This window comes from Duganella phyllosphaerae, from assembly GCF_001758785.1.
Lineage (GTDB): Bacteria > Pseudomonadota > Gammaproteobacteria > Burkholderiales > Burkholderiaceae_D > Rugamonas > Rugamonas phyllosphaerae.
On sequence record NZ_LROM01000061.1, the window covers coordinates 48,305 to 70,963 of the forward strand.

Here is a 22,659-nt window from a genome sequence, read left to right on the forward strand (position 1 = left end):
TCTCGCGGGACGCCATGCGGGCGACTGCGCCAGAAGGATGCTGAAATTGCCTGTCCGGAGAGGCGGTTTATCCGCTATATTCTGCACCATCCGATCCGGTTCCCACCTCCAGTTACGGCCTTCCACTGCATGAGCGTGTCCCTCCCTAAAGCATTGTTGTGTGTACTGTTGGTCGTGGCGCCCGGCTGTTCGTGGGCGGCCGCCCCCAGGCCGCTGCTGTCCGAATATACGCACACGGCATGGACGGCCGTCGATGGCGCGCCTACCGGCGCCACCAAGTTTGCCCAGGGCGCCGATGGCTGGCTGTGGATCGCCACGCCCACCGGCCTGTTTCGCTTCGACGGCGTGCATTTCGTGCGCGTGTCCCACGTCCATGGCCATGCGCTTGCCACCAGCAACATCATGGCGCTGACCACTGCGCCCGACGGCGCATTGTGGGTGGGCGACCGCGTGGGCGCCGTCTCGGTATTTCGCCAGGATGGCGCACACACGTACGCCGAGAACGGCGGCCTGCAACCAGTGGGGGTGATGCATATCGAAGTGGCGCCCGACGGCGCCGTCTGGGCGGCGATGCGCGACGGCGTGGCCGTGCTGGCGCCGGGCGCACAACGCTTCGCGTACCTGCCGCCCGATGCCGGGCTGCCCGCGCTGGGCGTGTTCCAGGTCCTGTTCGCACGCGATGGCACTACCTGGATCGGCACCAATGCCGGCGCGTACTTCAGGCCCCGCGGCGAAACGCGCTTTCGGCCCTCCTGGCCGCGCGAGGGCAGGGTGTCGCTGGCGGAGGCGCCCGACGGCGCCATCTGGGCTCAGGATTTCGAGCATCGCTACTACCAGGTGCGGCGCACGGCACCGCCTGGCGGCAAGGCGATCAAACCCGACCTGGACGGAAAATCCTTGCGCTACGACCGGCAAGGCACGCAGTGGGTGCTGCACGCGGATGCGCTGGAACGCCGCATTGGCAACGCTGGTGACGGTGATGCCGGCGGCGCCGGCGCAGCGGATCAGCGCCTGTCGCCATTGAACGGTATCAGCGGGCCGATGCTCACTGCCAGCTTCCAGGACCGCGAGGGCAACCTGTGGATCGGCACGTCGCAAGGCATCGACCGGCTGCGACCGAATCGACTGTCTACCATGCCGGGAAAGGTGCGCCTGCAGTTTCCGGCGCTGCTGGCCGGCCCCGAGGGCGACGTGTGGGTGGGCGATTATTCCGGCGACGTGTGGCGCTACGATGCGGACGGCCCGCGCCGGCGTGAAGTGGCGGGCCAAATCACCGCCGCCCATACCGCGCCGGACGGCGTGCTGTGGCTGGGCGGGACCGCCGGCGTCAAACGCCGCGCGCTCGACGGCACGGTCACCACGTTCGGTTTCCCCGACGAAGTGCAAGGCCTGCGCGTGCACGCCTTGCAGCTGGACCGCGACGGCGCGCTGTGGGCATCGTTCTCGGCCGGCAAGGGCGTGTATCGTCTCGAGCACGGCCGCTGGGTGAAATCGGGCGGCTTGCGCGGCATGTCGGAACTGCTCACCACCACCATGGCGCTCGATGCGGCAGGTGACCTGTGGCTGGGGCATTTGCGCAGCCAGATCAGCGTGGTGCGGATGGCGGAAGGTAATGTGCGCACCCTGGGCGCCGCGCAGGGGCTGGAGTTGGGCACCGTGCTGGCACTGCACCCGGATGGACAGCGCATGTGGGTGGGGGGCGAAAACGGCGTGGCGCTGTATCGCGACGGACGTCCATCGAGCCGCTTCGTACCACTGCAAGGTGAGCGTGGCGAGCGGTTTCGCGGCGTCTCCGGCATCGTGCGCATGGCCGACGGCGACCTGTGGCTGCATGGCGCCGAAGGGTTGTACCGCATCGCCGCAGCCAGCCTGGAAGCGTGGTTGAGCAACCCGCAAACGCAGGTGGCGTTCGAGCGCTTCGACGCCCGCGACGGCATGCAGGGCCACGCGCCGCAACTGCGCCCGGTGCCGTCGCTGCTGCGCGCCCGGGACGGCAAGCTGTGGTACGCCACCGCCAGTTCGGTCGGTACCATCGACCCGGCCAACATCCTGCGCAACCGCCTGCCGCCGCCGGTGCGGATCGTCGCCGTGGTGGCGGAAGGCACACGCCATGAGCTTCGCGAAACCGGCTCACCAACACTGGCGCTGCCGCAGGGAACCCGCACCATGCAGATCGACTTCACTGCACTGAGCCTGTCGATCCCGGAGCGGGTGCGCATGCGCTACCGGCTGGTGGGACTGGACCGCGACTGGCAGGAGCCGGTGGGCCGGCGCGCCGCGTACTACACCAACCTCGCTCCCGGCAAATACCGTTTCGAGGTGATCGCTTCCAACGAAGACAACCTGTGGAACACCACCGGCGCCGCGCTCGATATCGGCATCGCGCCGACCTTCGTGCAAACCGGGTGGTTCAAGTTGCTGCTGGCAGGAATGGCGGCGCTGCTGCTTTACGTCGCCTACACGATGCGCATCCGCAGCGTGACGCGGCGCATGCACGAACGCCTGCACGAGCGACTGGCCGAGCGCACCCGCATCGCGCGGGCACTGCACGACACCCTGCTGCAAAGCGTGCAGTCGCTGCTGCTGTCGTTCGACGCCCATAGCCGGCTCTTGAAGGAAGGTACGCAGGAGCGCATGCGACTCGATCAGACGCTCAACCTGGCCGAGTTGCTGCTGGTGGAAGGGCGCGACCAGATCATGGATTTGCGGGCCGCGGCGTCGCCCGAGGAGCTGGGCCTGGCGCTCGAGCAGTTCGGCAAGGGGCTGACCGGCCACCGCGCCCACCAGTTCGAGATGCGGGTGCGCGGCGCGCCGCATCGGCTGCAGCCAGGCGTGCAGGACGAGGTGTACGCGATTGCCCGCGAAGCGCTGTTCAATGCCTCGCGCTACGCCGAGGCAGGCAAGATCACACTGGCGCTGGAGTATGCGGCGGCCGGCCTGGTGCTTTGCGTGGAAGACGATGGGCGCGGACTCGACGAAACCGTCGCTGCCACAGGCCACCGCCCCGGACACTGGGGCATGGTCGGCATGCGCGAGCGCGCCCGAAACATGGGCGGCACACTCGACATCGACAGCGCGCCTGGCGCGGGCACCCGGATCACGCTGCGCGTGCCCGCCCGCACTGCCTACTAGGAAGCGGAGCCGGGGCGCTGGCGGTGGAACTTGATCGGCGTATAGGCCACGTTGGACGGTGGCGCCGACTTCAGGATGTTGGTCTTCATCGCGCCCACCACGTGCATTTCGCACGGCTTGCAGTCGAAGCGCAGGGTGTAGGTCTCCTTGCCGCTCACCAGCGTCATCGGCTCTGCCTTGACCTGTCCCTGCACGCCCTGCACGCCCTTGGCCTGCTTGGGGCACAGGTTGAACGAGAACCGCAGGCAGTGCTTGGTGATCATCAGCGGCACTTCACCGGCTTCCTCGTGCGCCTCGTAGGCGGCGGCGATCAGCTGCACGCCGTGCTTCTGGTAGAACGCGCGCGCTTTTTCGTTGTACACGTTGGCCAGGTAGCTCAGCTGCGTTTCCGGGTACACCGGCGGCGGCTCGACCGAGGCCTTGCGCAGCGGTCGGTCCCAGGCGGCCAGGCGCACCGCTTCGTGCGCTTCGACTGCGTCGCGGCGCAGCGCATTGATGGCGGCCGACGGCACGAACCACGGCTGCGACAGATTGAGGTCCACGTCGGACGCGGTAAACATGCTGGCGCCCAGTTTGGACAGGCTGGCGCGCAGGCCGGCTGCGGCCTGGTCGGCCTGCTGCGCCGGTTGCAGCGCCATCGGCGCGTCGGTCACGCTGAGGCAGCCGTCTTCGTCGAGCAGCGACAGGCGCAGGCCGGCGCCGTGATCGAGTTCGGACAGGGTGACGTGCAGCGATACTTTACGGTCAGCCGACTTCTTGTTGAGGATCGCTTCCCACTGGTGGTCGCGGTTACGGTGAATCGCGATGCCGGGCTTGAAGCCGGGCAGGGCGAGGAAGGCCTCGTTGGGGAAAACGCGCCACACTTCGCCGTCCTTGCTGTCGCCAATTTTCTTGGCGACGTTGGCCTGCACGCCCACGGTCTCGCGCTTGTTCATGTAGTTCAAGCCGTCGCCGTTGGCCAGCGGCGCATTGGACACCATGTCGAAATGGTCGGTGGCCACGCGGGTGACGGTGCCCAGTTCCAGGCCCAGGTATTTCGGGCTGTCGAAGGCGCCGATTTCGTCGGTGCGGCCGTTGGCGAAGTAATCGGTATGGCCGCGATTGAAGTTCTTCTCCACGTCGGGCGTGAAGTGGATGCTGGTGGTGCCGCTGCCGGCGCGTTTGAACTCCGTGCGGCGCTCGAGGATTTCATCGAGCAGCAGGCGGTAGTGGGCCGTGATGTTCTTCACGTAGCCCATGTCCTTGTAGCGGCCTTCGATCTTGAGCGAACGGATACCGGCATCGATCAGCGCCTCGAGATTGCGGCTTTGGTCGTTGTCCTTCATCGACAGCAGGTGCTTGTCGTAGGCGACCACGCGGCCGGCGTTGTCCGACAGCGTGTACGGCAGGCGACACGCCTGCGAACAGTCGCCGCGATTGGCGCTGCGGCCCGTATCGGCATGCGAGATATAGCACTGGCCCGAAAACGCCACGCACAGCGCGCCGTGCACGAAGTATTCGAGCGGGGTGTCGGTGGCGGCGTGGATCTCGCGGATCTGGTTGATGGTCAGTTCGCGCGCGAGCACGAGCTGCGAGAAGCCGGCGTCGCCGAGGAACTTGGCCTTTTCCTTGGTGCGGATGTCGCACTGGGTGCTGGCGTGCAGCTGGATCGGCGGCAGGTCCATCTCCATCAGCCCCAGGTCCTGCACGATCAGCGCATCGACGCCGGCCTCGTACAACTGCCAAATCTGCTTGCGCGCGCCTTCCAGCTCCGAGTCGTGCAGGATGGTGTTGAGCGTGACGAAAATGCGCGAATGGTAGCGGTGCGCGAACTGCACCAGCGCGGCGATATCCTCGATCGGATTGCTGGCGTTATGGCGCGCGCCGAAAGCGGGACCGCCGATGTAGACAGCGTCGGCGCCGTGGAGGATGGCTTCGCGGCCGATTTCGGCAGTTTTGGCGGGCGACAGCAGTTCGAGCTGGTGGGCTAGCAGAGACATGGCGGATTCCTTCTGTGAAGGGCGACATTATACCGGTGTTCACGGGCACGAAACCATAAAAGGGCCGGCCATCAGCACAGCTCTAATGCATCCGCTAGAATGGACCATCCGCGCAACCAACCACCTGCGCGCGTCCAAGGAGATCTGAATGACCGAACCAAGCACTTACGTCCCGCCTGCAGTCTGGACCGCACCCACCGCATCCGGCGGCACTTTTGCCAGCATCAACCGCCCGGTAGCCGGCGCCACGCATGACAAGGAACTGCCGGTAGGCAAACATCCGTTGCAGCTGTACTCGCTGGGCACGCCCAACGGCGTGAAAGTGACCATCATGCTCGAGGAATTGCTGGCGGCAGGGCACAGCGGCGCCGAGTACGACGCCTGGCTGATCCGCATCAACGAAGGCGACCAGTTCGGCAGCGGCTTTGTCGACGTCAATCCCAACTCCAAGATCCCGGCGCTGGTTGACCGCAGCGGGGCACAGCCGCAACGCGTGTTCGAGTCGGGCTCGATCCTGGTGCATTTGGCCGAAAAATTCGGCGCCTTCCTGCCGAAGGCGGGCAGTGCCCGCACCGAAACGCTGAACTGGCTGTTCTGGCAAATGGGTTCGGCGCCGTTCATGGGGGGAGGGTTCGGACACTTTTATGCATACGCCCCGGAAAAACTCGAGTACCCGATCAACCGCTACGCCATGGAAACCAAGCGCCAACTCGACGTGCTCGACCGCCAACTGGCCCGGCATCGCTACGTGGCAGGGGACGAGTACACGATTGCCGACATGGCGATCTGGCCGTGGTATGGCTCGATGGTGCTGGGGCAGCTGTACAACGCCGCCGAGTTCCTGTCGGTGCACGAGTACCAGCACGTCAGGCGCTGGGCCGAGGAGATCGCTGCGCGTCCCCCGGTCAAACGCGGCCGCCGGGTGAACCGTACCTTCGGCGATCCGGCCGACCAGGTGGCGGAACGCCATGACAAGGCTGACCTCGACTAAAGAGCTCACGCCATGGACAGGAAAGAGCTCACGCCATGGACAGGAAAGAGCTCACGCCATGGACAGGAAAAACCTGCCCATGGCGTTCCATATTCCACTCCAATCTACTCGACATTACTACCTATATTGTCGATGAATATTACTGTATGCAATACTGTATAATTGACTGTACATTCACACAGTCTTTTAGCCCGGTATCCGCCATGCAGCAGCCTCCGCCAGAGAAGAAGTTTGCCGTCATCAACCTCGAGCCGTTTCCCGCCCACAGTGACGGTGCCGCCCAGCGGCGCCAGCGCGACCGCGACGCGCTGCGAACCATCGCCGAGGACGCCATCACGGACGCCCAGACCGACAGCGAAATTGCCCGCGAATTCATCAGCCACGGTGAACTGGGCCCCAAATCGATCGCCAACACCCAGAAAGAGCTGTTTCGCTTCCTGACCTGGTGCCGGGAAGAGGCGGGCAAGACCCTGCGCCAGCTCAGTGTGGCCGACCTGAACGGCTACAAGGATTTCATCAAGGCGCCGCCGGCATCGTGGATTTCCACCACCAAGTGGCCGCGCAGCGACGAGCGTTATCGGCCGTTCAGTGGCCCGTTGTCCGACGCCAGCCGGCGCCAGGCGATGATCGCAGTGAAGGGATTGTTCGCGTACGCCACCCAGACCGGCTATTTGCGGCGCGATCCGGCGGCGCTGGTCAAGCACGTCAAGACGGCCAGTGCCAGCCGCATCACGCGCTACCTGACGCACGACGCACTGGCGCTGGCGCTGCACACGGTGGCCACGCGCGAAGCACCGACGCCTGCCGCCATGCGCCGCCGCGAACGCGATCGTTTCCTGCTCACGGCCTACATCCACACCGGCGCACGGCTCAACGAAATCGTCAGCGCCAACATGGGCGCGTTCTACACCGAGGGCAACGGCCGCTGGTGGCTGGACGTCCTCGGGAAAGGCAATAAGCCGCGCCGACTGCCGGTGCCGCCCGAGATGCTGTCCGCGTACCGCCAATACCGCGCCGCCTTCGGCTTGCTGCCGCACGCGGTCCGCACCGACACCACGCCGCTGGTCCTGTCGAGCCGCGGCGACGCGCTGGTGCGCATCACCGACGAGGCGGCATCGGACGCACTCAAGGCAATCTTCGCCGCAGCGGCCGGCGCGGCGGATGCGTTCGGCGACGCGGACATGGCGGCCACGCTGCGCCAGGCATCGGCACACTGGCTGCGCCACAGCATGCTGACCAACCATGCCAACAACGGCGTGCAACTGAAGACGCTGCAGGAGACGGCTGGCCATGCCAGCATTGCGACCACGGCGGCGTATCTGCACAAGACCGATAATGAGCGGCATGACGAGATACTGGCCTCGGTTGGAGTGCGGTCGGGACTGGAACCATAACTTCGCATAATTTATATTATGTCAAATGCGAGGTCTGAAACGCTGCCCTGCGTCTTGCACTGTCCCGTCATCGGCATTTTGAATCGTCGTCACTACGAGCCCTGCTTCTTGCCCTGGTCCGTCATCGCCATTTTGAATGGTCGTCGCCTACGAGATCAGGTCACGTAAAATTTTGCATTCACGTACCCGGCCAGTACTTTGACATCGCGAACGCAAATGCATCAGTTCGTGCTGCAATGCTTGCAGCTCTGCCATTTTGCGGCCAAGAATTTCGATGTGGTGATCGACCAGATCGTTCACTCCACCGCACGGCTGCTCCGGTTCATTCTGGAGCACCAGCAGCGCTTGGATCTCGTCTAGCGACATATCGAGGCTGCGACAGCGCCGGATAAAGGTGAGCCGGTCCACATGCACAGGGCCGTACAACCGATAGTTGCCGCTTGAGCGCGCCGGGGCGCTGAGCAAGCCGCGCTGTTCGTAGTAGCGAATCGTCTCCGGCAGACAACCGGTGCGCGCCGCCAGCTCCCCTATTTTCAAATTCATCGCATGCCTCTTGACCCTGTAGTAGCTAGAGGGATTCTAATGCACTTTTGTATCGGGAGAGTGTCATGGCTGATTGCTGTTCAGGTTCCTGCGGATCCGCGCGTGCGCCGGACCCGCGCTATCGCAAAGTGCTGTGGATTGCGCTACTGATCAACGCCGCGATGTTCGTGGTCGAAGTGGTTGCCAGCATGCAGGCACACTCGGCGGCGCTGCTGGCCGACTCCATGGATTTTCTCGGTGATGCGGCCAACTACGGCGTATCGCTGTTTGTCCTTGGCCTGGCCGTCGTGTGGCGCAGTCGCGCGGCTTATGCCAAGGGCATGGTCATGGGAATTTTCGGCCTGCTGGTACTGGCTCGCGTGCTCTGGACGGGGCTGGGCGGACATACGCCGGTTGCCGAAACCATGGGGGCGATAGGTATGCTCGCGTTCGCAGCGAACGGCGTGGTCGCCTGGTGTCTATACGCTTTCCGCGATGGTGACGCCAACATGCGCTCAGTCTGGCTCTGCACGCGCAACGACATGATCGGCAATGTCGCCGTGATGTTGGCTGCACTCGGTGTTTTTGGCACGGGCACCGCCTGGCCCGATATCGCCGTCGCTGCCATCATGGCTGTCCTCGGTCTCACGTCCGCGCGCGAAGTAATCGGCCGCGCCCGACAAGAGCTGAGAAGCTCGGAGACGCAGAATGGGTGAATAATTGCCGGTTCGCTAGTTGGCGGCGTACTGCTGACACCGGATTCAGCACACCTGTTGGTATTTGCAAAACATCGCTGATCAGTTAAGCTTGGCAACAAACCAAAATACTTCAGCCAGGATGATCATGCAATGTGTCGTTTGCAGCGCCCCGCAATCACGAGGTTTGACCGATTGGCATACCTCCTGCACCGCCTGTGGCTACGAAGGCGCAGCGCTCGCAGTCAAGATCAACGCCAAGCGTGATGGCGCTGCGGTCGACGAACTCGAACGTGAAGTTGGTTTGAAGTCGCTGCGGCAGGAAAATTTTCGCGACATCCTGCACGTGGTGCGCAAACATGCACAGCCACAGGCCAGGCGCCTGCTCGACGTGGGATGCGCGCACGGATGGTTTCTCGAGACAGCCAAAGAATATTTCGACGTCATGGGCATCGAGCCCGATGCGGTGGTTGGAAACCGCACCGCATCGCGCGGCCTGCCGGTACGTCCCGGCTATTTTCCCGATGCGCTGGCGCCGGATGAATCATTCGATGTCATCGTGTTCAACGACGTCATCGAGCATATTCCCGATATAGCCGCGGCCCTCGACGCCTGCCGTGCGCGCTTGAGCGAGAATGGGCTGCTGGTACTCAATCTTCCCAACAGCCGCGGCTTCTTCTACCGTTTATCGACAATCTTCGCCAGGCTGGGGTGGCACAACCCGTTCAACCGGCTTTGGCAGAAGGATCTGCCCTCCCCGCACGTCCATTACTTCAATCCGCGCAACCTGCAGCTGCTGGTGGCCAGGCATGGCTTCGCTGGCGTCTATTCCGGGCAGCTGCCTTCGCTGCGCGCGAAAGGCCTGTTCGAGCGCATTCGTTGCACCGGCGATATTTCAGGATTGTCGTTGTATCTGCAATATCTTGCCGTCCTGTGTTCGATTCCCGTGTTATCGGCATTTCCGAGCGACATCATGTTCTGCGTTTTTAGGAAAACGAACCCTGGCGAGGCGTTGCCTGTAATGAAGTAAGTGGTAAAAATACATCAAAAATTATTCCACATATTATTTAAATAATAGTAATGTCATCGGATGGTCGGCCAGGCGTTTCTGGCTCGCCAGTTGCCTACACCATGGGGGATAAATTGTTCGACTCAATTACCCGGCCAGCTGTGCTGGCGATCGCGTTGAGCCTTAGCGGATGCGTCAACCTCGGTGCGATCCAGGAGTTCGGCAGGATGTCGGCCGATGGCGCCAGCTACACCAGACTGAGCGATGACTACGTGCAGAGCCCGGAGTATAGAAAAGCCTTTACGTTCAGGGCAGATACTGCACAGCGCAATCATCTGACCAGGGTTGCGGAAGAGCGCAAGAAGCAAGGTGCTGAACTGGCGATTTATCACCGATCCGTCTCTGCCTATATGAATGCGCTGGCCGACCTGGCAGGTGACGAGGCGCCAAATTTCGATCCCGAACTTGACGCAATGGTCGATGCGGCAGCACAAGCCCGATACCTCACCGAAGAAAAAGCGGAAGCTGTCAGAGCACTCGGCAAGGCATTCACCGGTGCGCTCGCCAGCACCTATCAACAACGGGAATTGAAGCAGGTAATCGAGCATGCCAATGCGCCCCTGCAGACAGTGATCGCTTCCATGACCGTCATAATGGAAGGTTTCGCCGAGTCCCTGAACACCGAGCAAGCGGTCTTCGTCAGCTACCATCAGACCCTGATCGGCATGGGCGAGGAAAAAGGCCAGGACGGCACTATGCGCGAACCGGTCGCTGCGCAAATGGCGTACGCAAATCTCGAGCTCGGCAAGCCTGCTTACGCGGCCCGCGCTCGCGCCATTCCCCGGTACATCGAGACCTTGCAGAAAATTGGCGTTGCGCATCAGTCGCTGTACGACCACCGTCACCGGATATCGGACCAGGAAGTTCTTTCGCAACTCGCAAGGCAGACCAGGCAGATTCGCGCCGCATATATTGCCGTGCGCGCAGTCGGATAAAACTAAACGGGGGTCACCATGAGCGACAATATCTTGGCTGCAAAACAGGCATTGCAACTCGCCAGGCAGTTTCGGCTGGCAGCGGTGGCAGTGGGCGACCGCGTGTTGGCCGAATGGGATGCCATCCCAAAAAATGACAGGGCCCAACTGCAATCATTGGAAGTGACGCTGTTCAATCTGGCGACCGACCTCACCACCCAGGCCGTCGGCATCGCCCTCGACGATGGCCAGATCGCCCTGGCATCACTGGACAGTGCCACCGAATCTGCCAGGGAAGCGCTCAAGCACATCGTTGACGCGAAGGCGATGATCGGCATTGTCACCGCCCTGATCGGGTTGGCTGCGACCATTCCGACCGGGAACGCACTTGGCATGATTACCGCCGTCAAGAACCTGGACGATGCGGTGGAGGCGGCGCAGGCGCCAACGGCGCCACCTCCGGGCCACGCCAGCTAGCAGCCTATCGGACTTGGGATCGTCAGCTGCAAAAACACCTGGATCGGTCCATATTTCGCCGCTTTCTCGGCCCATAGCCCGCTATGGGCACTGCCAAATCGACAAAATCTGTCCTCGACCAGCTATTTTTTCGCTCTGACTCCCCAAGCCCGACAGGCTGCTAGACGAGGCGCCGCCGTGTGTCCGGGACGTCGATCCGTTCCTGCTGCGGCGACACGACCCAGCCCGTCAATTTACGCCTGAGCGTGTCAAGCTCACCGGCAGCCACGTCGACCAGCACATTGTCGCCACTGTGATGAATGACGCGCCCGTGAACAGTCTCCCCCACCAGGGAAAGCACTTCCTCGGTGGATACGGTGGCATCAGCGGTGCGTCGCAGGATAACTTGGCTCATACACCCAATATAGCACGATCACTGGCCCGATCAAGGCAGCATCCCCAGTCCCTCCAGGTCCTTGGGAAACCCTTGCGACTTTGCCGCAGCATTAATCACGGCCAGCATGGCCGTAGACCGGTCGCGGTTGCGTTTCATCTTGAGCACCTTGGGCTGGGCGGCCAGCAACGCGGCTGCGGCGCCGGCCGCAGCCGGACACGCCATGGAAGTACCGCTCATCACACCGTAGCCACCACCGGGCAGTGTCGAGACGATACCAACGCCGGGGCCGGTCAGGTCGATCTCCGGCCCGACATTGGAAAACTGCGCAATGAAAAGCATCTCATCCGTGGCTGCCGCCGGCGGCGCTATGTCCAGCGCTTCGGAAGAATTGGCGGGAAAAGTACCTTGCCTGCCAGCTGCTGATACCGCGATGGACTCGGTCCATGCGGCCGGATAGGATACCGGCTGGCGGCCGTCATTGCCGGCAGCGACGATGCACAAAGTGCCCTTGTCATACGCCTCCTTGATGGCGTCGTGCACGGCCTCATCGGGCGATGCGCCGCCCAGGCTCAGGTTCAGCAGGTCGCACTGGTCTTGGACGCCCTGCTCTATCGCGCGCAAGATGTCGTAATTGGTGGCGCCGCCGCCTGCATTGGGAAAAACCCGGTAACTGTACAGTGCCACCCCGGGCGCCACACCAGGTTTGCCGGCCGGCTGCCGCCCCCGGGAGGCGATGATGCCTGCCACATGCGTCCCGTGCTCGCCTTGCTCCTTGGCCGGCCCCCAGCCGCCGGCATCGTTCTCATCGGCGACAAACGCGGCCCCGCCCAGCACTGTCAGGTCGGGATGCTTGCCATCGACACCGGTATCGATCACCCCGACCCGCACGCCGTTACCTGCTTCGGCGGGATGTCCGCCATAGACGGTTGCGAGGAAGTCCGGCACCGCCAGGTCGATGGGGGCAATACCGACGCTGTCGCCATTCCTGATTTTCCGGGCACGCTCGCACAGCCCCCAGTAACCGGCCGGACCATAGATCAGCAACAAGTCGAGCGTCTTGCTGGCGCCGGTAAATTGCAAGGTGACCTCGCCTTTCGCATTGCTGGTGCCCTGCGCGCCTTCCTGGCCGGCGAAATTCGTGAAGGCCACCACCATTGCGCCCCTGACGGGCTTGCCGCTCACGGTATCGACCACCTTGATCTTCAAGCCTGGCGCCGCTGCCGCAGCCGCCTTGCTGCGAACAGCTGCGGGCCGCAGGACCTGCCACCTGGGACTGCGGGCGATCTCGTAGCGCACCAACGGCACCAGCCTGACGCCGGCATTGCTGGCCTTTAATGCGTTTGCCGCGACATCGCTCAGTTCGACAAGCTTGGGACCGCTTTGCGCACTCGAGTGCACGATCTTGACCGCCGCCTCCGGCTGGGCAGCCGCCTTGGCGACACCCTGCAGGTCCAGCCTGGCAGCCATCATGGAGGAAAAAATTTGGGGAGACGCGAGCGGCTCGCGTAGCGCCTCCGAATGCAGACCCCGTTTAGGTAACAGGACGTAGCGTTGAACATCGGTTGCCGTGTTGCGCGATCGTGATGCCATATGATTACCTCTTCAATGGATGTCGTCCGATCATATTACCTTTAAAATAATATATGCAAGATAGTTATCTCGTAAAAGGCAGTATCATTCCCCCCCATGCGCACAACAAATATCCTCGCCTTATCCCTCGCCCTTGCCTTCTCGACGCTGGCAACTACCGCGTCGCCGGCATTGTCCGCCGAGCTGCCCGCCAGCTCCCGCGCCGAGATCGACACCCTGCTCAACCGCCTGGGCGCCTCCGGCTGCCAGTTCAGCCGCAACGGCAGCTGGTATAGCTCCGCCGACGCCAGGGCGCACCTGACGAAAAAGTTGAATTACCTGTTGGAGAAGAAGAAACTTGATGGTACTGAAGAGTTCATCAAGCTGGGGGCAAGCTCGAGCAGCATGTCGGGCAAGCCTTACCAGGTGCGATGCGGTGACGCGCAGCCCATGGCCAGCCAGGTCTGGCTGACCAACGAACTGCAAGCCATCCGCACCAAGGCCGCCCCAGCGAAGTAGGGCGCCAGCAGGCGGGCCACCTCGGCCATTGCGGCATCATTACACCGAACGATACATCAGAACCGGTGCTGCACACCGGCCATCAAGCCGCGCTGGGTGTCGGCAAAGCCCGCATCGTTACGCGACAGGCTGATCACCTGGTTGTTCTTGGCCTTGGCATAGGCTGCGGTGACGTACAGGTCGGTACGCTTGGACAAAGCGTAGCGGGCGCGGGTGATGTACATTTTTGGATCGGACTCTACCCGCGAAGAAACGTTGCGCACGTCGGTGTAAAACACCGCGCCGACCAGCGTCATCGCCGGGCTGGCCTTGTAGGTCAGGCCGGCCCAGTAGGTGTTGGCGCGCACGTCGGGCAAGGCGCGGTTGTTCAATTCGTTCTTGTAGCTGCGGGCCACCACTTGCACCTTGAAGTCGCCCGCGTTGACCATGCCGCCCAGGTGGTAGATGCGGCTGCTGTCGTGGCGGTTGGTGGCGGCGACGTTGTTGCCGTTGCCCTGTTCGGCCGAACCGACGACAGCGAAATTGCCCATCGTGTAGGTGGCGGCAAGCTGCGTGCGGGCGCCGTCGGCGGTGCCGGTGCTCTGCTCGCCGAAGGCGTAGGTGGCGCCGAATTTGACTGGTCCGGTTTCGATCGAGTACTTGACGATGTTGTCGGCCGACGTGATCATGCCATAGCTGTTGACACCCGAGGCCGAGCCGCTCGACGCCCACGAGTAGTACGGTGCATAAGCCATCGGGTCGAACGCCACGATGAAGTCGTACACCGTGGTGAACGAACGGCCGAGGACGACACGGCCGAACGAACCTTCCAGGCCCACGTTGGCCTGACGCCGGAACAGGCCGCCATCGGAGCCGCCGATGTCGGTCAACAAGCCGCCTTCGAGCTGGAATATGGCTTTCAGGCCGCCGCCCAGGTCCTCGGTGCCACGGAAACCGAAGCGCGAGTTGTTCATGCCGCCCGAGCTGACGCGGGTGGCGCTGCCTTGCGGGCCGGCGTGGGTGAGGTTTTCGACGCCCGTGTCGAGCAGGCCGTACAGGGTGACGTTCGATTGCGCGGCGGCCGGAACGGCTGCGCCGATGGCGGCCAGCACGGCGCCGGCGATGAGGCTTTTCTTCATGTTATCTCCTGGGTGGTGAGTTATTGTTGCTGTCTGTCCTGGTCTATGCCAGGCGGAATACGCTGACCACCGCCGCCAGGTTCGCGGATTGCTCCTGCATGGCGGCAGCCGCTGCGGCGGCTTCTTCCACCAGCGCAGCGTTTTGCTGGGTGACCTGGTCCATCTGGATCACGGCGCGGTTCACTTCTTCGATGCCCACGCTCTGCTCCTGGCTGGCGGCCGTGATCTCGCTGACCACTTCACTCACGCGGCGTACGCTCTCGACCATGTCGCTCATCGACTTGCCGGCCTGCTGTACCTGCGACGTGCCGGAACCTACCTGCACCACCGAGTCGTCGATCAGTATCTTGATTTCCTTGGCGGCGGCAGCGCTGCGGTGGGCCAGGTTGCGCACCTCGGTGGCGACCACGGCAAAGCCTCTGCCCTGCTCGCCGGCGCGCGCCGCTTCCACCGCCGCGTTCAGCGCCAGGATATTGGTCTGGAAAGCGATGCCGTCGATCACGCTGATGATGTCGACGATCTTGCGCGACGACGAGCTGATCGATTCCATGGTGGTGATCACCTCGCCCACCACTTTGCCGCAATCGCCGGCGATGTCGGACGCCGATTGCGCCAGCTGCTTGGCGTGGCGCGAATTGTCGGCGTTCTGCTTGACGGTGGAGGTCAGTTCTTCCATGGCCGAAGCGGTTTCTTCGAGCGAGCTGGCCTGTTCTTCGGTGCGGCTCGACAGGTCGAGGTTGCCGCTGGCGATTTCTGCCGAGGCGGTGGCGATGGTGTCGGTGCCGCTGCGCACCTCGCCCACCACGCGCAGCAGGCTGGCGTTCATTAGCTCCAGGGCCGCCATCAGTTGGCCGGTTTCGTCGCCGCCGCCGGGCGCAATGTTGGCGGTCAGGTCGCCGTTGGCCACGCGCTGGGCCACTTCGACTGCTTCCTGCAACGGCCGCGAGACGATGCGCGCCACCCATACCGCCAGCGCCATGCCGACCACGATCAACACCACCAGCACGCCCAGGATCAGGTTGCGCGACAGCGCAAAGGTGGCGGTAGCCTGTTCGTCCGACGCCGTGCTGCCGTCGTCGTTGATCTTGACCAGCGCTTCGAGCTGCTCGTTCACCTGGCGGAACAGCTTGTTGGAGGCGCCCCGGAACAGCGTGCGCGCTTCTTCCTTGCTGCCCGCGTGCGACAGCCCGGTGAGCTTTTTACTTTGCGCCATGTAGTCGGTCAGCGATTTTTGCAGCTCGCCGTAAATCCGTTTTTCCTCCGGCTCGGACACCAGCGCCGCGTACGAGGCCTGCTGCTTGGACAGCGTTTCGAACCGGGTGGCCATCGACTTGTCGGTGGCGGCCATGTCCTCTTCGGCGGTGAGCAGGATGTGGGTCGCTTCCGAAATACGGTAGCGCGAGAGCGAGTTCTGCATCTGCCCAAGGTAGCGCACCGCTGGCAGCCAGTTGGTGGCGATGTCGCTGGAAGCCTGGCTGACCTTGGTCATCTGGGCAATCGCAAACACGCCCAGTGCACAAGTGAAAACAGTGAGGATAGCGAACGAGATGATCAGCTTCTTGCCGATCTTTAAATCATAAAACCACTGCATGCCGCCTCCGGATTATTTTCCTTTTAGAAACATAATCATAGCGACCGGCTTTTCAAAAGTCGATCCAGGCAGCTGATAAGACGGTTTCCTGGTCGGAATTTGTCGCATTTTAGGCGAAACAGGTAGTAGTTGAATCACCTTGTGTAAAATTCTACGCCTAAAATTGTGGCAAGCTCAGCGTTTGTCCCTGGCATTGTCGAACATGCGCGACTCTGCCGCCAGGGCCAGCAGGTTGGGATCGCGCTCACGCGATTTGAGCATCAACAGCGAGATGACCTGGTGCGAGGCGTACGGCGCCGCCAGCGGAATCAGCTCGATGCGTGCGCTGTATTCGGCCACTCGCGCCGGCAGCAGGCTGTAACCCATGCCGCTGCCCACCAGGTTGATCAGCGAGAAAATATCGCCGACCTGCATCGCCGTTTCCGGCGCAAAGCCAGCCTGCCGGAAGGCGTGGTTGAAACTGTCTGACGTGACAAAGCCGGCGCCGAGCGTGATCCACTGTTCGTGGCGCAACTGGCGCAAGTCCACCTGCCGGGCGCCCGCGTACGGCGAGCCGAGCGGCGCGGCCAGGCGCACCTCGTCCTCGAACAGCGGGACGGCGATCAGGCGGCCATCGTCGCTGGGCGCCTGCAGGCCGATCACGACCGCGTCGAGCCGGCCGTCGGCCAGGCCTTGCAGCAAGTCCTTGTTGGAGCCGAGCGTAAGGTCCACGTGCAGTTCCGTGCGCCGCAATTTCAGGCCCATCAGCAGGTGCGGAATGCAGCGCAAGGTCAGCGAATACAGCGAGCCGATTCGCAGCCGGCCGCTGTTGAAACCGGCAATCTCGCGTACCTTGCGGATGCCTTCTTCGGCCTCGTTGACGGCCCGCTGCGCATGCGTGGCCAGCGCGAAGGCGGCTGGCTGGGCGGTCAGCTTGCGCCCTTCGCGCGCGAACAGCTGGCAACGCAGGCCTTCTTCCAGCGAATGCAGTGCCCGGTGCACGCTCACCACGCTCTGCCCCACCTCTTCCGACACCCGCGCCAGGCTGCCCAGGCGCATGAAGGCCAGGAAAATTTCCAGTTTCTTGAGCGTGATTTCTTCGTCGATCATGGCGTGTTCCTTTCGAACCAGTATAGCGATACTTAAGCTGAAGGTAAACGTCGGGGCGCTGCGGTTGATTGAACCGGCCCCTGTTGCCGCCTATGCTGGGACCAGTCAGACATCCGACAGCAATGACAGGAGACAGCATGAACAACCAGAGCAAGCCACCGCGCCAGTGGGACACCCGGCGCCAGGAAAAGCGCCGCCGCCTCGACTCCGTGCGGCACCTGGCCGACGGCCCCATCATCGGCGCCGACGCCATCGTCGATGCGCTCGCACTGCTGATCGCCAGCGGCGACCGCGTGGTCCTGGAAGGCAATAACCAGAAACAGGCGGACTTCCTGGCCCGCGCGATGGTGCAGCTGAATGCCGACAAGGTGAACAAGCTGCACATGATCATGCCCAGCGTGAGCCTGCCGCAGCACCTCGACCTGTTCGAGCGCGGCATCGCCAACAAGCTCGATTTCGCCTTTGCCGGCACCCAGAGCCTGCGCATTTCGCAGCTGCTGCAGGACGGCGTGCTGCAAGTGGGCGCGCTGCACACCTACGTGGAACTGTATGCGCGGCTGTACGTGGACCTGGCGCCCAACGTGGTGCTGGTGGCCGGCTACATGGCCGACCGCCAGGGCAACCTGTACACCGGCCCCAGCACCGAAGACACGCCGGCACTGGTGGAAGCGGCCGCCTTCCACGATGGCATCGTGATCGCCCAGGTAAACCAGATCGTCGACGATCCGGGCGACCTGCCGCGCGTGGACATTCCCGGTTCGTGGATCGACTTCGTGGTGCAGGCCGACAAGCCGTTTTATATCGAACCGCTGTTTACCCGCGATCCGCGCCTGATCAAGCCGGTGCACGTGCTGATGGGGATGATGGCGATCCGTGGCGTCTATGAGCGCCACAACGTGCAGTCGCTCAACCATGGCATCGGCTTCAATACCGCCGCGATCGAACTGCTGCTGCCTACCTACGGCGAACAGCTGGGCCTGAAGGGCAAGATCTGCCGCCACTGGACCCTCAATCCCCACCCAACCCTGATCCCCGCCATCGAGAGCGGCTGGGTGGACAGCGTGCACTGTTTCGGCGCCGAACTGGGGATGGAAGCCTACACCGCCGCCCGCCCCGACGTATTCTTCACCGGCCGCGACGGCTCCATGCGTTCGAACCGCCTGCTGTGCCAGATGGCCGGCCAGTATGCGGTGGACCTGTTCATCGGCGCCACCTTGCAGATGGATGGCCTCGGCAACTCGTCCACCGTTACCCACGGCCGCCTGACCGGCTTTGGCGGCGCACCCAACATGGGTCACGACCCGCACGGCCGCCGCCACGCTACGCCGGCCTGGCTGGACCTGATCGAAGGCGACGACCCGCTCTCGCGCGGACGCAAGCTGGTGGTGCAGATGGTCGAGACGTTCCAGGACGGTACGCAACCGACCATCGTCGAGTCGCTCGACGCGGTGGCGGTAGGCAAAGCCTCGGGCATGCCGCTGGCGCCGGTGATGATCTACGGCGACGACGTCAGCCACGTACTGACCGAGGAAGGCATTGCCTACCTGTACAAGGCGCGCAACCTGGAAGAGCGCAAGGCGATGCTGGCGGCAGTGGCGGGTGTCACGCCGGTCGGCCTGCGCCACGACCCAAAACAGACCGCGCGCATGCGCCAGGACGGGCTGATCGCGCTGCCGGAAGACCTGGGTGTACAGCGTTCGCAGGCCACGCGCTCGCTGCTGGCCGCCAAGAGCATCGCCGACCTGGTCGACTGGTCCGATGGCCTGTACGACCCGCCTGCCAAATTCAGGAGCTGGTAATGACGACACTGCGGAACACACTTCACGATCTTTCCTTGACTGCGCCGGTGCCGGTGGACCTGGCCGGCGCCAGGCTTGCGCAGTTGGCCGATCTGGCCATAACAGCCCTGGTCGATGAGGCCATGCTCACGCCAAAACCGGGCCTGGTGGACATGCGCGGCAGCGGCGCCCACAGCGACTTGAGCTGGCTGCTGATGTGCCGCTCGGCCCATGCGCTGCGCCCCGCCTTCGAAGCGATGGCCCACGCCGGCGCCACCATGACCGACCTGCCGGCGCTGCGCCAGCGCATCGGCGCCATCGGTCGCGCCGGCGAGGCGCAGATGATGGACGCCACCGGCGGCGTCAATACACACCGCGGCGCGATCTGGGCGCTCGGGCTGCTGGTCACCGCTGCCGCGCAGGGTTCCGCTGACGCCCGCACCATCGCTGCGCGGGCCGGCGCCTTGGCGCGCCTGAACGATCCCGCCGCCCCGGCCAGCACCGGCAACAAGGGCGAGACGGCGCGCCGCATCTACTGCGTGGGCGGTGCGCGCGGCCAGGCCGAAGCGGCTTTCCCGCACGTGACCGACGTGGCGCTGCCGATGCTGCACACCGCGCGCGGCCGTGGCGAGGCTGAAAATGTCGCGCAACTGAACGCGCTGCTGGCCGTGATGGCCGACCTGGACGACACCTGCCTGCTGGCGCGCGGCGGCCCCGCTGCACTGGCGGCGGCGCAGACCGGCGCACAGGCGGTGCTCGCTGCCGGCGGCGTGGGCACCGGCGTCGGCCGCGCAGCCTTGCGCGAGCTCGATGCGGACCTGCTGGCGCGCGGCTTGTCGCCCGGCGGCGCCGCCGATTTGCTGGCGGCGACCTTGCTGCTGGACCGCCTCGCGCGTCGCGACCAGCGCACTACCGAACAATTACAAGCTACGGAGGCCCAACATGGAACGACTGCATTTTGAATTTCCCGCCGGCCAGTCTGCAGCATCGCGCACGGTGACCGGCGTGGTCGCATCCGGCGACCTCGAGGTGCTGCTGGAACCGCGCTCTGGCGCGGTGACCACCATCGCCGTGCAAACTTCGGTCGATGGCTATGGCGTCACCTGGAAGGCGTTGCTGGAACGGGTGTTTGCCGACGCCACGCTGCCGGGGGCCAGCATCGAGATCAACGACAACGGCGCCACGCCGGGCGTGGTGCGCATGCGCATCGAGCAGGCCTTCGAAGAAGCGCAACTGGGAGGAACCCGGCCATGAACATCGAACAACTACTTGCCCGCGACAGTTTCATCGAGCGCAGCGCCCGCAACCGCGCCCGCGCCCTGCTCGACGACGGCTCCATGCGCGAACTGATCGGCCCTTTCGACCGGGTTACCTCGCCCTGGCTGGCGCAGCAAAAACTGGTCACCCAGTCAGATGACGGCGTGGTTGTGGCCAAGGGCACCGTCGATGGCGTGGCCACCGTTGTGCTGGCCATCGAAGGCGCTTTCCAGGGGGGCAGCATGGGCGAAGTGGGCGGCGCAAAGATCGCCGGCGCACTGGAACTGGCGGCCGAAGACAACCGCGCCGGCATTGCCACCCAGGCAGTGATCCTGTTTGAAACCGGCGGCGTGCGGCTGCAGGAAGCCAACCTGGGGCTGGCCGCGATTGCCGAAATTCAGTCGGCCATCGTCGATCTGCGCCGCTACCGGCCAGTGATCGGCGTCAGCGCCGGCACCGTGGGCTGCTATGGCGGCATGTCGATCGCCGCCGGCCTGTGCTCATACCTCGTGCTCACCCGCGAGGCGCGCCTGGGCCTCAACGGTCCGCAGGTGATCGAGCAGGAAGCGGGCGTCGCTGAATTCGACTCGCGCAACCGCGCCCTGATCTGGGGCCTGACCGGCGGCCAGCAGCGCACGGCGACAGCCCTGGCCGACGCGCTGGTCGATGACGATACGGCGCAGGTGCGCAGCGTGGTGGCGGACCTCTTCCGCGCCGGGCCGCCGCTCGAGCATCGCAGCGACCGTTACGCCGATTACCTCCAGCGCCTGGCGCGATTCGACACCGCCGGCCAGCCCGAAGCGGCCGATGTACGCGCCCTGTACGGAAAGGAACTGTGATGAACACTGCAAACAACACCTCCAATGGCGGCACCTGGCTCGACCTGCTGGCCAATGGTGCCAATGGCGCCGATGTACACAGCTGGCCGGCGGTACGCGTGCGCGACGCTAGTCTGGCCGGCGCGCCGGCCCGGTTCATCGCCGTGGTACCCGACGCCGACAACCGCTTTCCGCGTGCCCGCACCGGCGAAGTCGGCCTGGTCGAAGGCTGGCGACTGGCGCAAGCCGTGCATGAGGTCATCGACGCCGACCGCGCTGCTGCCCGCAAGCGGCCCATCGTCGCCGTCATCGACGTCACCAGCCAGGCCTACGGCCGCCGCGAGGAAGCCTTCGGCATCCACCAGGCGCTCGCTGGCGCGGCCGGCGCCTATGCCCAGGCGCGCCTCGCCGGCCACCCGGTGATCGGCCTGATCGTCGGGCTGGCGATGTCGGGCGCCTTCCTGGCGCACGGCTACCAGGCCAACCGCCTGATCGCCTTCGACGACCCTGGCGTGATGGTACATGCGATGGGCAAGGCATCGGCCGCGCGCATCACGCTGCGTTCGGTGGAAGCGCTGGAAGCACTGGCGCAAAGCGTGCCACCGATGGCCTACGACATTCACAGCTATGCCTCGCTGGGCTTGTTGTGGAAGGTGCTGCAACCGATCAGCGCCGCCGCGCCCTCGGCAGACGACGTGGCGCTGGTGACTGCCACGCTGGAAGCGGCATTGGCCGACATCGACAACGACAGCCGCAAGGATCTCGCCACCCGCTTCGATGGCGAACACCGGGCCGCCTCGCGGCGCGTCCGGCAATTGCTGCGCGAGCAGTGGAAAGGAGCAGCCAGCGCCTGATGGTCATCTGCGGCCGCCCATGAAACCACTATAAAACGGCGTGGTGGCTGCATTCCTGGAACGAGTTCAATCTGGTAGGAGACACAATCATGATTATCTATGGAACCGCTTTACTGGCGATCTGCCACCTGCTGGGGATCTTCCTCGGCGACCTGCTGGGCAACCTGATCGGCGCCAAGACCAATGTCGGCGGCGTGGGCATCGCGATGATCCTGCTCATCTGCGCGCGGTTGTGGATGCACAAGAAGGGCTGGATGCCCGAACAGACCGAGATGGGCGTGGCCTTCTGGGGTGCGATGTACATTCCGGTGGTGGTCGCCATGGCGGCGCAGCAGAACGTGCTGACGGCCCTGCGCGGCGGCCCGGTCGCGTTGCTGGCGGCAGTGGGCAGCGTGGTGGTGTGCGCTTGCGTGATTGCGCTGATCAACCGGGGCGAGAAGGTCGAAGAAGACACGCTGCCGCTGCCGGTCGATCCAATCCTGGCTACCCCAGCCACCCCAGTTACCGCGCGTTAAGG

At 64.0% G+C, this 22,659-nt stretch carries 21 protein-coding genes; 14 read left to right on the plus strand and 7 right to left on the minus strand.

Annotation, left to right across the window (positions count from 1 at the left end):
- Positions 1-129 precede the first annotated feature (129 nt).
- Positions 130-3,132: a sensor histidine kinase gene (locus DUPY_RS06565; RefSeq protein ID WP_229255260.1), complete on the plus strand. Its 3,003-nt coding sequence runs from the start codon at positions 130-132 to the stop codon at positions 3,130-3,132.
- Here DUPY_RS06565 and DUPY_RS06570 read toward each other — a convergent pair.
- Complete coding sequence (locus DUPY_RS06570) at positions 3,129-5,111, minus strand: peptidase U32 family protein (RefSeq protein ID WP_070247025.1); 1,983 nt, start codon at positions 5,109-5,111, stop codon at positions 3,129-3,131. The two genes, DUPY_RS06565 and DUPY_RS06570, sit on opposite strands and share 4 nt — an antisense overlap.
- A gap of 148 nt (positions 5,112-5,259) precedes the next feature.
- Here DUPY_RS06570 and yghU point away from each other — a divergent pair, with 148 nt between their 5' ends.
- Together yghU and DUPY_RS06580 are read left to right on the plus strand one after the other, a co-directional pair.
- Positions 5,260-6,102: a glutathione-dependent disulfide-bond oxidoreductase gene (yghU, locus tag DUPY_RS06575; RefSeq protein WP_070247026.1), complete on the plus strand. Its 843-nt coding sequence runs from the start codon at positions 5,260-5,262 to the stop codon at positions 6,100-6,102.
- 203 nt (positions 6,103-6,305) lie between these two features.
- Positions 6,306-7,496 carry a tyrosine-type recombinase/integrase gene (locus DUPY_RS06580; protein WP_070247027.1) on the plus strand — a complete coding sequence of 397 codons (1,191 nt, stop codon included), beginning with the start codon at positions 6,306-6,308 and terminating at the stop codon, positions 7,494-7,496.
- A 147-nt stretch (positions 7,497-7,643) separates the two neighbouring features.
- Here DUPY_RS06580 and cadR read toward each other — a convergent pair whose 3' ends face one another.
- Positions 7,644-8,039 (minus strand): Cd(II)/Pb(II)-responsive transcriptional regulator, encoded by a 396-nt coding sequence (cadR, locus tag DUPY_RS27130; protein WP_071651590.1) that lies wholly within the window; start codon positions 8,037-8,039, stop codon positions 7,644-7,646.
- Positions 8,040-8,104: 65 nt separating this feature from the next.
- Here cadR and DUPY_RS06585 point away from each other — a divergent pair, with 65 nt between their 5' ends.
- The 4 genes from DUPY_RS06585 to DUPY_RS06600 all read left to right on the plus strand — a co-directional run bounded on the left by DUPY_RS06585 (position 8,105) and on the right by DUPY_RS06600 (position 11,173).
- Positions 8,105-8,734, plus strand: a complete 630-nt coding sequence (locus DUPY_RS06585; RefSeq protein WP_070247028.1) for a cation efflux transmembrane domain-containing protein — start codon at positions 8,105-8,107, stop codon at positions 8,732-8,734.
- A gap of 127 nt (positions 8,735-8,861) precedes the next feature.
- Complete coding sequence (locus tag DUPY_RS06590) at positions 8,862-9,743, plus strand: class I SAM-dependent methyltransferase (RefSeq protein ID WP_070247059.1); 882 nt, start codon at positions 8,862-8,864, stop codon at positions 9,741-9,743.
- 113 nt (positions 9,744-9,856) lie between these two features.
- The gene (locus DUPY_RS06595) at positions 9,857-10,717 is read left to right on the plus strand and encodes a hypothetical protein (protein WP_141749444.1); all 861 of its coding nucleotides are present in this window, start codon (positions 9,857-9,859) and stop codon (positions 10,715-10,717) included.
- Between the two features lie 18 nt (positions 10,718-10,735).
- Positions 10,736-11,173, plus strand: a complete 438-nt coding sequence (locus tag DUPY_RS06600) for a hypothetical protein (protein WP_070247030.1) — start codon at positions 10,736-10,738, stop codon at positions 11,171-11,173.
- A 160-nt stretch (positions 11,174-11,333) separates the two neighbouring features.
- Here DUPY_RS06600 and DUPY_RS06605 read toward each other — a convergent pair whose 3' ends face one another.
- Together DUPY_RS06605 and DUPY_RS06610 are read right to left on the minus strand one after the other, a co-directional pair.
- Complete coding sequence (locus DUPY_RS06605; protein ID WP_070247031.1) at positions 11,334-11,567, minus strand: hypothetical protein; 234 nt, start codon at positions 11,565-11,567, stop codon at positions 11,334-11,336.
- A 30-nt stretch (positions 11,568-11,597) separates the two neighbouring features.
- Entirely contained in the window at positions 11,598-13,139 is a 1,542-nt protein-coding gene (locus tag DUPY_RS06610) for a S8 family serine peptidase (RefSeq protein ID WP_070247032.1), read from the minus strand.
- Between the two features lie 96 nt (positions 13,140-13,235).
- Here DUPY_RS06610 and DUPY_RS06615 point away from each other — a divergent pair, with 96 nt between their 5' ends.
- Positions 13,236-13,637, plus strand: coding sequence for a YfeK family protein (locus DUPY_RS06615; RefSeq protein WP_070247033.1), 402 nt, complete (start codon positions 13,236-13,238; stop codon positions 13,635-13,637).
- 56 nt (positions 13,638-13,693) lie between these two features.
- On the opposite strand, the gene DUPY_RS06620 is transcribed toward DUPY_RS06615, so the two are convergent.
- The 3 genes from DUPY_RS06620 to DUPY_RS06630 all read right to left on the minus strand — a co-directional run bounded on the left by DUPY_RS06620 (position 13,694) and on the right by DUPY_RS06630 (position 17,435).
- The gene (locus tag DUPY_RS06620; protein ID WP_070247034.1) at positions 13,694-14,755 is read right to left on the minus strand and encodes a porin; all 1,062 of its coding nucleotides are present in this window, start codon (positions 14,753-14,755) and stop codon (positions 13,694-13,696) included.
- A 43-nt stretch (positions 14,756-14,798) separates the two neighbouring features.
- On the minus strand, positions 14,799-16,346 hold the full coding sequence (locus DUPY_RS06625) for a methyl-accepting chemotaxis protein (RefSeq protein ID WP_070247035.1): 1,548 nt from the start codon (positions 16,344-16,346) through the stop codon (positions 14,799-14,801).
- A gap of 174 nt (positions 16,347-16,520) precedes the next feature.
- Positions 16,521-17,435 carry a LysR family transcriptional regulator gene (locus tag DUPY_RS06630; protein WP_070247036.1) on the minus strand — a complete coding sequence of 305 codons (915 nt, stop codon included), beginning with the start codon at positions 17,433-17,435 and terminating at the stop codon, positions 16,521-16,523.
- A gap of 137 nt (positions 17,436-17,572) precedes the next feature.
- On the opposite strand from DUPY_RS06630, the gene mdcA reads away from it, so the two are divergent.
- From mdcA to madL, 6 genes are all read left to right on the plus strand, one after another.
- Positions 17,573-19,234 (plus strand): malonate decarboxylase subunit alpha, encoded by a 1,662-nt coding sequence (mdcA, locus tag DUPY_RS06635; protein ID WP_070247037.1) that lies wholly within the window; start codon positions 17,573-17,575, stop codon positions 19,232-19,234.
- Positions 19,234-20,175: a triphosphoribosyl-dephospho-CoA synthase gene (locus DUPY_RS06640; RefSeq protein WP_070247038.1), complete on the plus strand. Its 942-nt coding sequence runs from the start codon at positions 19,234-19,236 to the stop codon at positions 20,173-20,175. Before mdcA ends, DUPY_RS06640 begins: the two co-directional genes overlap by 1 nt.
- On the plus strand, positions 20,156-20,467 hold the full coding sequence (locus tag DUPY_RS06645; protein ID WP_070247039.1) for a malonate decarboxylase subunit delta: 312 nt from the start codon (positions 20,156-20,158) through the stop codon (positions 20,465-20,467). The genes DUPY_RS06640 and DUPY_RS06645 overlap by 20 nt, the downstream gene beginning before the upstream one ends.
- Positions 20,464-21,309: a biotin-independent malonate decarboxylase subunit beta gene (locus DUPY_RS06650; RefSeq protein WP_070247040.1), complete on the plus strand. Its 846-nt coding sequence runs from the start codon at positions 20,464-20,466 to the stop codon at positions 21,307-21,309. The genes DUPY_RS06645 and DUPY_RS06650 overlap by 4 nt, the downstream gene beginning before the upstream one ends.
- Positions 21,309-22,142, plus strand: a complete 834-nt coding sequence (gene mdcE / locus DUPY_RS06655) for a biotin-independent malonate decarboxylase subunit gamma (RefSeq protein ID WP_070247041.1) — start codon at positions 21,309-21,311, stop codon at positions 22,140-22,142. The genes DUPY_RS06650 and mdcE overlap by 1 nt, the downstream gene beginning before the upstream one ends.
- Before the next feature lie 89 nt (positions 22,143-22,231).
- Positions 22,232-22,657, plus strand: coding sequence for a malonate transporter subunit MadL (gene madL, locus DUPY_RS06660; protein ID WP_070247042.1), 426 nt, complete (start codon positions 22,232-22,234; stop codon positions 22,655-22,657).
- Positions 22,658-22,659: the final 2 nt, after the last annotated feature.